Annotated in this window: 11 protein-coding genes; 3 read left to right on the forward strand and 8 right to left on the reverse strand. The window is 66.1% G+C overall.

What is annotated here, in order from left to right; translation table 11 throughout:
• Together CA2_RS07285 and CA2_RS17955 are read left to right on the forward strand one after the other, a co-directional pair.
• Positions 1-887 (forward strand): IS30 family transposase (locus CA2_RS07285; RefSeq protein WP_042414641.1); only part of this gene is annotated, 887 nt, incomplete at its 5' end.
• A complete protein-coding gene (locus CA2_RS17955; protein ID WP_156105982.1) occupies positions 884-1,288 on the forward strand; it encodes a hypothetical protein in 405 nt (134 codons plus the stop codon). The genes CA2_RS07285 and CA2_RS17955, both read left to right, overlap by 4 nt.
• A 28-nt stretch (positions 1,289-1,316) precedes the next feature.
• Here CA2_RS17955 and CA2_RS07290 read toward each other — a convergent pair whose 3' ends face one another.
• Genes CA2_RS07290 through CA2_RS07305 form a run of 4 tightly spaced genes read right to left on the reverse strand, consistent with a single transcriptional unit; the run spans position 1,317 to position 6,588 of the window.
• Positions 1,317-3,065, reverse strand: coding sequence for an ABC transporter ATP-binding protein (locus CA2_RS07290; RefSeq protein ID WP_042414650.1), 1,749 nt, complete (start codon positions 3,063-3,065; stop codon positions 1,317-1,319).
• Between the two features lie 2 nt (positions 3,066-3,067).
• Positions 3,068-4,006 carry an ABC transporter permease gene (locus CA2_RS07295; protein ID WP_042414652.1) on the reverse strand — a complete coding sequence of 313 codons (939 nt, stop codon included), beginning with the start codon at positions 4,004-4,006 and terminating at the stop codon, positions 3,068-3,070.
• Positions 4,007-4,016: 10 nt separating this feature from the next.
• Positions 4,017-4,982, reverse strand: coding sequence for an ABC transporter permease (locus CA2_RS07300; RefSeq protein ID WP_042414653.1), 966 nt, complete (start codon positions 4,980-4,982; stop codon positions 4,017-4,019).
• Positions 4,983-4,986: 4 nt separating this feature from the next.
• Positions 4,987-6,588, reverse strand: a complete 1,602-nt coding sequence (locus CA2_RS07305) for an ABC transporter substrate-binding protein (protein ID WP_042414917.1) — start codon at positions 6,586-6,588, stop codon at positions 4,987-4,989.
• Between the two features lie 322 nt (positions 6,589-6,910).
• Here CA2_RS07305 and CA2_RS07310 point away from each other — a divergent pair, with 322 nt between their 5' ends.
• Positions 6,911-7,552, forward strand: coding sequence for a histidine phosphatase family protein (locus tag CA2_RS07310; protein ID WP_042414655.1), 642 nt, complete (start codon positions 6,911-6,913; stop codon positions 7,550-7,552).
• A 98-nt stretch (positions 7,553-7,650) separates the two neighbouring features.
• On the opposite strand, the gene CA2_RS07315 is transcribed toward CA2_RS07310, so the two are convergent.
• The 4 genes from CA2_RS07315 to CA2_RS07330 form a co-directional block, all read right to left on the reverse strand.
• A complete protein-coding gene (locus tag CA2_RS07315) occupies positions 7,651-8,610 on the reverse strand; it encodes an N-carbamoyl-D-amino-acid hydrolase (protein ID WP_042414659.1) in 960 nt (319 codons plus the stop codon).
• A gap of 233 nt (positions 8,611-8,843) precedes the next feature.
• Entirely contained in the window at positions 8,844-10,082 is a 1,239-nt protein-coding gene (locus CA2_RS07320; protein WP_042414662.1) for a Zn-dependent hydrolase, read from the reverse strand.
• On the reverse strand, positions 10,079-11,347 hold the full coding sequence (locus CA2_RS07325) for a diaminopropionate ammonia-lyase (RefSeq protein ID WP_052369863.1): 1,269 nt from the start codon (positions 11,345-11,347) through the stop codon (positions 10,079-10,081). Before CA2_RS07325 ends, CA2_RS07320 begins: the two co-directional genes overlap by 4 nt.
• A gap of 53 nt (positions 11,348-11,400) precedes the next feature.
• Entirely contained in the window at positions 11,401-12,273 is an 873-nt protein-coding gene (locus tag CA2_RS07330; protein ID WP_042414666.1) for a MurR/RpiR family transcriptional regulator, read from the reverse strand.
• Between the last annotated feature and the right edge of the window lie 84 nt (positions 12,274-12,357).

Below are 12,357 nucleotides of genomic sequence, written 5' to 3' on the forward strand. Positions count from 1 at the left end.
CGATTCACATCAGCCGTGAACTCCTGCGTAACGGCGGCAAGACTTGCTACCGAGCTACAAAAGCAGACGAGGCGGCCTGGGAGCGAGCACGCCGCCCAAAGACGTGCAAGTTGGCCTGCAACCCTGAGCTGGCGCAAATAGTGGCGGGTAAATTGCAGAGTCAGTGGTCGCCCGAGCAAATAGCAGGGTGGCTCAAACGAACTTACCCGGGCGCAAAGGATTTGCAGGTGTCTCACGAAGCCATCTACCGCACGCTCTTTGTTCAAACACGCGGGGCTTTAAAGAAAGAGCTTCTGGAGCACCTGCGGCGTACCCGGGGGATGCGTCGCTCACGCCACTACACGCAGAAAACACCCATCCATGGGCGTATCGTCGATGCAGTGCCCATCAGCGAGCGTCCAGCCTGCATTCAGGATCGGGCAGTTCCAGGCCACTGGGAAGGCGACCTGTTGTTCGGCGATGCCTACAGCCAGATTGCGACGCTGGTCGAGCGACACACGCGCTACGTGATGCTGGTCAAGCTGGTGGACAAAGACTCCTACACCGTCGCTGCGGCGCTGGCCAGGCATGCACAGATCTTGCCACAAGAGCTCTATCGCTCCTTGACCTGGGATCGAGGATCGGAGATGGCGGGGCACAAGCGCTTCACGGTGGCCACCGACATCCAGGTCTACTTCTGCGATCCGCAAAATCCATGGCAGCGCGGAACGAACGAGAACACCAATGGGTTACTCAGGCAGTATCTGCCCAAGGGCCTCGACATCTCGGGCTACTCACAAGATGAGTTGGATGCGATTGCCCGAAAGCTAAATGAGCGGCCCAGGAAAACCTTAGGGTACAGAACCCCGGCTGAGATGTTTAACGAGTGCGTTGCATCGACCGGTTGAATCCACAGTCGAAAGCAGCCTCTCAAACTTCTTGGCTCCGCTTGCCAAAGCCCCCCTGCGCGCGCAAGCGTCGCGCCCCACGTTGGGCTGTCCTTCATATTTCCGGCGGCTGTCTGAGCGAAGCGCTGCAAGCGCGCAGTGAGTTCCGCCGGACAAGCCCGCTGCAAGCGTCGTCTTTTCTTTCCCCGGTTTCTTTTGACGAAGCAAAAGAAATCGGGTCGCCGCCGCGCGATAAGCGGCCTCTGCAAACAAACACACCGCAAAAGCCAAACCAAGAAGCACAACAAAAAAAACATAGCTACCAGTGCTTACCAGATAAGCGCTATAGCCCAAAAACATCTATAAAACAAGAAAGACCCACAGCCGAAGCCGTGGGCCTTCTCATCCAAACCAAGTTGTGAAAGCAGCGGTCCCCCAGCTGCCCCACGTTCAGTGCACGTGCGCAATATCCGGAATCGCTGCCATCAAATCCTTGGTATAGGCATGCTGCGGATCGTCCAGCACCACCTGCGCATCGCCCACTTCCACCAGCTTGCCGCGCTGCATGACGCCGATGTCGTCGCACATGTGGCGGATCACAGCCAGGTTGTGGCTGATGAGCAGATAGGTCAGGCCGAACTCGTCCTGCAGGTCGCGCATCAGGTTCAGCACCTGGGCCTGCACGGACACGTCCAGGGCCGAGGTGGGTTCGTCGCAGATGATGAACTCCGGCTTGCTGGCCAGGGCGCGCGCCACGGCGATGCGCTGGCGTTGGCCGCCCGAGAACTGGTGCGGGTACTTCTTGGCGTCGTCGGGCTTCATGCGCACGCGGCGCAGGGCTTCCTGCACGCGCTCGGCGGTCTCGGCGGGGCCGCTGGTCAGGCCCAGCACCACCAGGGGTTCGGCAATCAGCTGCTCCACCGTCCAGCGTGGGTTCAGGCTGGCGTACGGGTCCTGGAAGATCATCTGGAAGCGCCGGCGCATGGCCACGGTGTTGGCGGCGGGGCTCCATTTGTCCACACCGTCGAACAGGATCTGGCCGCTGGTGGGCGGGGTCAGCCCGGCCACCATGCGTGCCACGGTGGATTTGCCGGAGCCGGATTCGCCCACCAGGCCGAAGGTCGTGCCCTTGCGGATGCGGAAGCTGACGTGGTCGGCCGCCTTGAGGATTTTCTTCTCCTCGCGCGCCAGCAGGCGGGCCAGCCAGCCGGCTGACAGGTCATAGTCCTTGCACAGGTCTTTGACCTCCAACAGCGGCTTTTCGCTCGCCCCATCTGCGTCAGCAGCTATGGTTTTTGGCACCCAGGGCACGGCCTTGGCGACCGGGCCACCGCCCACTTCGGGCACGGGCAGGCGTTCCACGCGCTGGTGCACGCTGGGGATGGCGGCCATCAGCACCTGGGTGTAGGGGTCGCGCGGGGCGTCCAGCACCTGGCGCACGGGCCCGGTTTCCAGCACCCGGCCGTGGTACATGACCATGACGCGATCGGCCGTCTCGGCGATCACGCCCATGTCGTGCGTGATCAGCATGGCGGCGGCACCGCGCTCCTTGCAGACGCGGCGCAGCAGGGCAATGATCTGCGCCTGCACCGACACGTCGAGCGCCGTGGTGGGCTCGTCGGCAATGATCAGCTCGGGTTCGGCGCACAGCGCCAGGGCAATCGCCACGCGCTGGCGCATGCCGCCCGAGAACTGGTGCGGGTACTGCGCCATGCGTTCCTTGGCATGGGGGATTTCCACCTCTTCCAGCAGCGCCAGGGCGCGGGCTTCGGCTTCCTTCTCGCTCACCGGCAGGTGGGTGCGGATGGTTTCCACCAGGTGGCCGCCCACGGTGTAGACCGGGTTCAGGCTGGTCAGCGGGTCCTGGAAGATGGTGCCGATGCGCTTGCCGCGGATGCGGCGCAGGTCTTCGCCCTGCAGGTGGTCGATGCGCAGGCCCTGCAGCTCCACCGTGCCGCCGGAGATGCGGCCCGGGGCCTCGATCAGGCCGGTGACGGCCGAGCCGGTCATGGACTTGCCGGCGCCGGATTCACCGACCACGCCCAGGATTTCGCAGGGGAAGATGTCGAAGGAGACGTCGTGCAGCACGTGCACAGGGCCCTTGTAGGTGTCGAAGGTGACGCTGAGGTTGCGCACGCGCAGCACGGGGGTGCCGGTGACATCACCGGCAGGCACGGGTTGGTGTGTGTCTGGGGTCATGTTTATTGCAGCTTGGGGTTCAGGGCGTCGCGCAGCCAGTCGCCGACCAGGTTCACGGACAGGGCCAGGGCCAGCAGTACCAGCGAAGGGAACAGCAGGATCCACCATTCGCCGGAGAACAAGAAGCTCTGGCCGATGCGGATCAGCGTGCCCAGCGAGGGCGCGGTGGGCGGCAGGCCGACACCGAGGTAGGACAGCGTGGACTCGGCCACGATGGCGTGCGCAAAGCTGATGGTGGCGATCACCAGGATGGGCGCCAGCATGTTGGGCAGGATGTGCTTGGTGAGGATGGCCGTCTTGCTGCGGCCGATGAGCTGGGCAGCCAGCACATAGTCCTTCTGCTTTTCCACCATCACGGCGCCGCGCACGGTGCGCGCGTACTGCACCCAGTCGGACAGGCCGATGGCGATGATGATCACGAACACGGCCATGTCGTCGCGGTAGCCCTCGGGCAGCAGGCCGCGCGCGATGCCGAAGATCAGCAGCGCCACCAGGATGACCGGGAAGGTCAGCTGCACGTCGGCGATGCGCATCAGCAGGGTGTCGAACCAGCCACCGGCATAGCCGGCGATCAGGCCCAGCGGCACACCGATGATCAGCGACAGCGCCACGGCCGACACGCCCACGAACACGGACATGCGCAGGCCATACAGGATGGCCGAGTACACGTCACGGCCCTGGTCGTCCGCCCCCAGGGGGTAGAACATCTCACCCATGCCCTGGCTCCAGGGTGGGGTGAAGGCGTCCATCAGGTCCAGGCTGCCCGGATCGAAGGGGTTGTGCAGCGCCAGCAGCGGCGCGCAAATGGTGGCCAGCACCAGCAGGGCCAGCACGCCGGTGGCCACTTGGACCAGGCGCGAACGGGCAAAAGCGCGCTTGACGGGCGAGTCGCTGGCCTTCCAGCCGGTCGGGGCCGGCGCGGGTTTGAGAGATTCGGTCATTGCAGCCCCCTTATTTCTTTCGCAGGCGGGGGTCCACCAGCACATACAAAAAGTCCACGAACAGGTTGATCACCACGTACAGCAGCGCGATGAACATCAGGTAGGCGGCAATCAGCGGCACGTCCACACCCTGCACCGAGGAGATGAACAACAGGCCCACGCCCGGCCACTGGAACACGGTTTCCGTGACGATGGCAAAGGCGATCAGCGAGCCGATCTGCAGGCCGGCAATGGTGATCACGGGGATCAGCGTGTTGCGCAGCGCATGGCCGAAGTACAGGCTTTTCTCATGCAGACCGCGCGCACGGCCGAAGCGGATGTAGTCGGAGCGCAGCACCTCCAGCATCTCGGCACGCACCAGGCGCATGATCAGCGTCATGTTGTAGAAGCCCAGCGTGATGGCCGGCATGATGAGCGCCGCCCAGCCCGAGGCCGTGAGGAAACCGGTCTCCCAGCCGCCGATCTTGACGGTCTCGCCCCGCCCAAAGGACGGCAGCCAGCGCAATTCGACGGCGAACAGATAGATCAGACCAATACCAATCAGGAAGGTCGGAAGTGACACACCCACCAGCGACACCGTCATGATGGAGCGGCTGAGCCACCCATCCTTGCGGATCGCGGTATAGACACCCAGCACCACGCCGATCACCAGCGCCAGCACGGCGGCGGTCATGGCCAGCTCCAGCGTGGCGGGCAGACGTTCGGCAATCACGTCGGCCACGGGGCGCTTCAAGCGGTACGAGATCCCCAGATCCCCCTGTACCACCTTGCCCACATAGGACAGGTATTGCATGGGGACGGATTTGTTGAAGCCCAGCTCTTCGACCAGGGCTGTGCGTTCTTCCAGCGTGGCGTCTTCGCCCAACAAGCTGATGGTGGGGTCGCCAATGTGGCGAAACACCATGAAGGAAATAAGCGAGACGGCCAGCAGTACCAAAACTGACTGGCCCAGTCTGCGCAGCAGATGGACCAGCATGGTTTTACTTCGCGTTCTTGTTGATCTTCACGTCCTTGAAGTGCAGCACGTTGTCGGGGTGCACGGGAACGTCGATGGATTTGACCGAGGCGAAATGGATGACCTGGTCATGCAGCGGGATGTAGAAGCGGTCCTTTTGCACCACCTTCCAGATGTCCTTGATCGTGGCGTTGCGCTTGGCCACATCGCTTTCCGAGGACAGCGAGATGATCTTGGCGTCCAGATCGGGATTGCTGTAGTGCGTGGCGTTCTGCGCGCCGCGGCCTTCCTTGCCGCGCGTGGCGACCAGGAAGTCGAAGATGTAGGCCGAGTCATAGGTCGGCACGCCCCAGCCATACAGGTAGAAGTCGCTGTCGGCATTGACGGTGGACACGCTGTGCTGCGCGATGGGGCGCGAGGACACTTCGGTCTTGATACCCACGCGGCCCAGGAAGCCGGCAATCGCGGTGCTGATGGCTTCGTCGTTCACGTAGCGGTCGTTGGGGGTGTGCAGGGTGATGGTGAAGCCGTCGGGGTAGCCCGCTTCCTTCAGCAGCGCCTTGGCCTTGTTCACGTCGGCCTTGGGGTAGGCCGCCATGGCCTTGTCGTAGCCGTTGACGAACGGAGGCGCCATCACGCCCGAGGGGTTGGACAGGCCGCGCATCACCGAGCGCTTGATGGCGTCACGGTCGATGGCCAGTTCCATGGCTTCACGCACCTTGGGGTCGGCCAGGGGGTTTTTGCCCTTGACGTTGCTGGACTTCAGCTCGGGCGAACCGACATTCAGCCCCAGGAAGATGGAGCGGTTTTCCGGACCTTCGTTGATGCGCAGCTTGGCATCCTGCTTCAGGCGTGCCACGTCCTGCGCGGGGATGTCCTGGGCAAAGTCCACCTCGCCGGACAGCAGGGCCGCCACGCGGGTGGCGGGCGACTTGATGGGCAGGTACACCAGCTCGGTCACCTGCAGCGGGAACTGGCCCTTGCCCCAGTAGTTGGGGTTTTGCTTCATCACCGTGCGGCTGTCTACTTCGCGCGTGGTCAGCACGAAGGCGCCCGTGCCGTTGACGGCGCGCGTGGCGCCGTTTTCGGTCTTGCTGGTGGCGTCTTGCGTCTCCAGCGCGCCATTGGCCTTGGCCCACTCCTCATTCATGATGAAGATGTTGGTCAGGTTGTTCGGGAAAATCAGGTTCGGGCCCTTGGTCTTGACGTGCACCGTCAGGTTGTCCACCGCGGTGATGCTGTCCACCGAGGCCAGCAGCGACTTGACCTGGGCGTTGGGCCCCTTGGCACGGTTCAGCGAGAACACCACGTCCTTGGCCGTCAGCGGCTTGCCGTCGTGGAACTTCACATTGGGACGGATCTTGAATTCCCAGACCGTGGGGTCGTTCGCCAGCATCTTCCACTCGGTGGCCAGCAGCGGCTGCAGCTTGCCGTCCTTGGTGCGGTTCAGCAGGGTTTCATACATCTGGTGCATCAACACGAAGTTGGTGCCCGTGTTGAACACATGAGGGTCCAGGGTGGTCACGTCGGCCGATCGGGCCCAGCGCACGGTCTCGGCCTGTGCCAGTGCGACGGAGGTCAGCAGGCCGGCGGCCAGCATGGCGGTGCCCAGAGTCTTCAAAATCATCTTCGTCTCCATAAGAAGGTGAAAGGTTGACGGTATGCCACGGGCCGCCCGGGAGCGGCGCTAGGGTTAGGCCTAGCAAGCAAGAAATGCTCCTGTTGCGGTGCGTACCGTCTGTCGCTTGTGTTGTTATGCGCTCATCTTAATATCGAAGCACACCCAACGCCACGCAATAAGCTCATGCATTTCTGTGCCTTCACGCAAAAATCCTTGTGTGACCGCCCCAGGCACGGTATGCGCGAATGCCGGACAATGGGGGGCGCCCACTTCCGCGGTGGTCGCACGCTCTGTTTTGACTCTGGGCGCCAACCCGCCCGTTTGCCGCATGCACGCTACCCGTATCGTTGCCATCCGCCATGGCGAAACTTCCTGGAATGTCGATGCCCGTATCCAGGGGCATCTGGACATTCCCCTGAACGACGTGGGCCTGTGGCAGGCCCAGCGTGCCGGTGCTGCGCTGGCCGACGAGCACTTTGACGCCATCTACAGCAGCGACCTGCAGCGCGCCCTGGTGACCGCCCAGGCGCTGGGCCAGGCCACGGGCTGCCCGGTGCAGCCCGACACCGGGCTGCGTGAGCGCTGCTTTGGCAGCTTCGAGGGCCGCACCTTCCACGACATCGAGGCCAGCGCGCCCGAGCACGCGCGGCGCTGGCGCAAGCGCGACCCCGAATTCGTGCCCGATGGCGGCGGCGAGTCGCTGCACATGCTGCGCGGGCGCATCCAGCACACCGTGGACCGCCTGGCGGCCCAGCACCTGGGCGGGCAGATCGCCCTGGTGGCACACGGCGGCGTGATGGATATCCTCTACCGCCTGGCCACGCGCCAGGACCTGCAGGCCCCGCGCGCCTGGGAGTTGGGCAACGCCGCCATCAACCGCCTGCTGTGGACGCCCGAGGGCCTGACCCTGGTCGGCTGGGGCGATGTCAGCCACCTGCAGCACACCAGTCGCGATGAATTCGTGAGCTAAAAACAACAAAAAAGAAACCAAGCGCGCCCACCCCGCGCCGATGTTTCAGGCCTTTTGGGGCCAAAACGACCGCAGGACGGGCGCCAGGCGCTCTGCTTTTAGTGGCTGGCCGACCACGGCGTGCCGTCGGCCGCCAGGGTTTCCCCCTTCTTCTGCGTGATCAGGCCATAGCACTCGGGGTGGCGGTGCAGGTCGAAGTTGAAGGTGGTGCGCTTGTAGACGGCGCAGAAATCCAGGTCGGCGCGGCCCAGCACCACCTCGTCGCCCTTGGTCACGCAGCGTGCAACCACCTCGCCGCTGGGCGCCACCAGCAGGCTGCCGGCAATGCTGTCCACGCCCTCTTCCACCCCGCCCTTGGCCACGCTGGCCACCCAGCAACCGTTCTGGTAGGCCCCGGCCTGCACGGACAGCTGGTTGTGGAACAGCGACAGGTCATCGTGCTGCGGCGCGGGGGCGTTGTGCACCGGCGTGTTGTAGCCGATGAAGATCATCTCCGCCCCCTGCAGCGCCATCACGCGGTAGCTCTCGGCCCAGCGGCGGTCGTTGCACAGCGCCATGCCCACGGTACCGCCAAAGGCCTGGTACACATCGAAGGACTTGCCGGGTGTGAAATAGCGCTTTTCCAGGTGCTGGAACTGGCGCCAGGGCTCGTGCTCGAAATGGCCGGGCACATGGATCTTGCGGTACTTGCCGACGATGACACCCGTGCGGTCGACCAGGATGGCGGTGTTGTACTGCACCAGGGCCGCGCCCTCCTCGGCCAGCTCGGCGTAGCCCAGGTAAAAGCCGATGCCCAGGGTGCGCGCCAGATCGAACAGCGGCTGCGTGTCGGCATTCGGCATGCTGCGCTCGTAGTAGCGGTGCAGCTCGGCCACATCCTCGATGTACCAGCGCGGAAAGAAGGTGGTCAGCGCCAACTCGGGGTAGACGATGACATCCGCCCCCAGGCTGTGGGCCTCGCGCATCATGGCGCACAGGCGGCGCACCACGCTGGCGCGGGAGTCGGCCTTCTGCACCGGACCCAGTTGGCCCAGGGCGACATTGACGATACGGGTCATAGCATTCTCTCTTTCAAAACCATAGCTGCCAGCGCTCTTAGAGCAAGGGCTGGTGGCCAATTTCATTCATATTGCAATCGATCAGGTGCTACCACCGCCCTGTGCGCCTGGCGCAGCCCACACCAGCGCCGCCGAGCCAGGGCAGCCCCGCAGCGAGGGCCGCTTCCCCCTGCCCGCAACGCGCTGCGGTGCGAGCGCGGGGGCAAGGCGCGCAGCGCCACAGGGGGGGGCCCTCACCGTCCCGCCCGCTCCAGCAGCACCTGCAGCAGCACATTCGCGCCCTGCACCAGCTGTTCGGGTGCGGTGTGCTCGCGCACGTTGTGCGACAGCCCGCCGGCCGAGGGCACGAACACCATGGCCGTGGGGCAGACCCGGGCCAGCATCTGGGCATCGTGGCCGGCGCCGCTGGGCATGCGCAACGTGGACAGGCCCTGGGCCCGCGCATGCCGCTCCACGCTGGCCACCAGGTCTGCATCGAAGGCCACAGGGGCAAAGTCGGCCAGCTGGCGGTGCTGGAACTGCACGCCGCTGCGCAGGGCCATGGCCCGGGCAAAGGCCAGCACCTCGGCCTGGGCGTCGCGCAGGCGCTGGCCGTCGGTGTTGCGCAGGTCCACGGTCATCACCGCCTGGTTGGGGATGACGTTGATCAGGTTGGGCCTGAGCTGCAGGGCCCCCACCGTGCCCAGCTGTCGGCCGCCGTAGCGCGCCACCAGTTCGGCCACAAACACCGCCGTGCGCATGGCGCACTCGCCGGCGTCGTGGCGCAGCGCCATGGGCGTGGTGCCCGCATGGTTGCTGGTGCCGTCGAAGGTGAATTCCATCCAGCAAATGCCCTGCACGCCCTCAACCACCCCGATGGCAGTGGCCTGCTGCTCCAGCACCGGGCCCTGCTCGATGTGCAGCTCCACAAAGCTGTCCACCACGGGCCGGCCCACGGGGGCGCTGCCGGCATAGCCGATGCGCTGCAGCTCATCGCCCAGTCGGGCGCCGTTATCCACGGCGGGCACGGCCAGGGCCTGCTGCAGCGGCAGGCCGCCGACCAGGACCAGGCTGCCCAGCATGTCGGGCTGGAAGCGGGCGCCTTCCTCGTTGGTGAAGAAGGCCACCTGGATGGGCCGCCGCGGGCGCAGGCCGGCATCGCGCAGCGTGGCCACCACCTCCAGGCCGGCCATCACGCCGTAGTTGCCGTCGTACAGGCCGCCGGTGCGCACGGTGTCGATGTGGCTGCCGGTCATCACCGGCGGCAGCGCCTCGGTCCCGGCATAGGTGGCGACCACGTTGCCGATCGCGTCGACCGACACCGCCATGTCCAGGGCCTGCATCTGTGCCACGGTCCAGTCGCGCGCGGCCCGGTCGGCATCGCTCAGGGCCAGGCGGTTGGTGCCGCCGCCCTCCAGTGCGCCAAAGCGGCCCAGATCGCGCAAGCGTTGCAGCAGGCGCGCGCCATCGATCTTCAAGGTCTGTGGATTCATGCCATGCCCCGGGTGGTGGCCGTGGTGGCCTGGTCGGCGGCGCGGGCCGCCACGCTGGCGGCGCTCTCGCCCACCAGCTGCGCGTACAGCACGGGGTCGGTGGCGGATTCGGAGCCGAAGAACAGGATGCGGCTGTCCGCATTCAGCCCCAGGGTGGTGCGCGCCGCCGCATCCTGGCTGGTGGCGATGGCCGCGGCCACACCGGCCACGGCCGATTCACCGGCCACGAGGATGGGATCCTGCCCCAAGGGGTGGGCCAGCAGGCGCATGGCGGCCACGGCGGCGGCGTCAGGGATGACGCAGAACGCGTCCGTGCCCTTGTCCAGGATCTCCCAGGCCAGGTGCGAGACCTCGCCACAGGCCAGCCCGGCCATCAGCGTGTCGATATCGCCGGTCACGGCCGTGAGCTGGCGCGCCTGGGCGCTTTGCGCCAGGCAGTCGGCCTTGTCGGGCTCGACCACCACGAAGCAGGGCCGGTCGCCCGCGTCCCGCTCCCAGAAGTAGCCGCACACGGCGGCGGCCAGGCCGCCCACGCCGGCCTGCACGAACACGTGCGTGGGGCGCTGCGGCAGCTGCTGGACGGCCTCTTCCACCATCAGCTGGTAGCCCTGCATCACGTCGCGCGGCACATCCATGTAGCCGGGGTAGGAGGTGTCGGAGATCACAAAGCGGCCGTGCGCCTGGGCATCGTGGTCGGCCTGGCGCACGGCATCGTCGTAGTTGCCGGCAGTGCGCACCACCTCGGCGCCGTACTGGGCAATCGCCTGCCGGCGGCCTTCGCTGACGGTGGCGTGGATGTAGATCACGCAGGCGCAGCCGAACTGCTGCGCGCCCCAGGCCACGGAGCGGCCGTGGTTGCCGTCGGTGGCACAGGTGACGGTGATGCCGGCGCACAGGGCGCGCAGCTCGGGCGTGCGCAGGTCCTGGGTGGACAGCGTGCGGCCCAGGCGTGCGCCCAGCTCGCGGCACAGCAGGCGGGCCACGGCATAGGCCCCGCCCAGGGCCTTGAAGCTGCCCAAGCCAAAGCGGCTGCCTTCGTCCTTGTAGTGCACGGCGGCCACGCCCAGGGCCTGGGCCAGCGCGGGCAGGCTGTGCAGCGGCGTGGCGGCATAGCCCGGCCACTGCGACAGCTCGTGCTGCGCCTGGGCCAGGGCATCGGCCCCGAGGATGTCGCTGCGGCGGGCGCCATAGGGCGTCATGCGGTTGGCCCCGGGGTTGGCAAAACAGGCCACGGGCAGTGCGGGCAGGGGCGAGGGGTGGGTCATGGGTGCTTCTTTCTCGGCAGGCAGGAAAAACGGGGGGGGCGGGGACGTGCCCCTCACATCTGGGGCTCCAGGTCATCGAGGGCCACGTGCAGCCGCTCGATGCGCTGCAAGCGGGCGTGGGTGGGGGTGCGCTGCATCTGGGCCAGCGAGGCCGCCAGGAAATTCACCACGCTGACGGCGCAGACATAGGAGTCGAACAGGCCTTGCTGGTGCTCCGCGCCGCAGCGCAGCACCACCTGGGATTGCATGGCCAGGGCCGAAACCGGCGCATCGGTCAGCACCAGCACCTGGGCGCCGCTGCTGCGCGCGGCCGCCAGGGTGTGCCGCAGGCGCGTGCTGCGGCGGCGGAAGTCCACGGCCAGCACCACGTCGCGGTCGCTGGCGCAGGCCAGCAGATCGGCTTCGCGCCCGGCCACATCGTTGAGGCTGAACACCTCGCCGCGCACCTGGGCCAGCAGGGCCTGGGCATAAAAGGCGGTCACATGGCTGTGCCGGTAGCCCACGACCCAGACCTTGCGCGCCTTGTGCAGCAAGGCCAGTGCAGCTTCCAGGTGGTTGTCGGGCAGGGCCTCGGCCCACTGCTGCAGGCGCAGCGCGTCGTTGCGCAGATGGCCCTGGAACTGCACGGCCAGGCTGTCCCTGCGCCGTGAGGGCTCCATGCGCGCCAGCGGCGACTGCTGGGCCTGCAGCTCGCGCACGGCCTGGCGGAACGCGCCGAAGTCCTCATAGCCCAGGCTGCGGAAGAAACGCGCCGCCGTGGACTTGGAAATGCCGGCCAGGTTCGCCAGCTCGGTGGCGGAATAGCCCAGCAGTTCGCGCTGGCGCAGCAGCACCACATCGGCCAGCTTGCGCTCGGCCTCGGTCAGCTGTTCGTAACAGTGGCGAATGCGCGCTTCCAGTGCAGACGCGGTCAAAACATCGGGCATCGGGGGTCTCCATCTCCATCTTGGGGCGCGCCATCCAAAAGCGTGCAGCGCCTCACCAAACCGAAACAAAAGTGCCAGAGCCAA

Source organism: Comamonas aquatica NBRC 14918, assembly GCF_000739875.1.
In the GTDB taxonomy this organism is placed as follows: Bacteria; Pseudomonadota; Gammaproteobacteria; order Burkholderiales; family Burkholderiaceae_C; genus Comamonas; species Comamonas aquatica.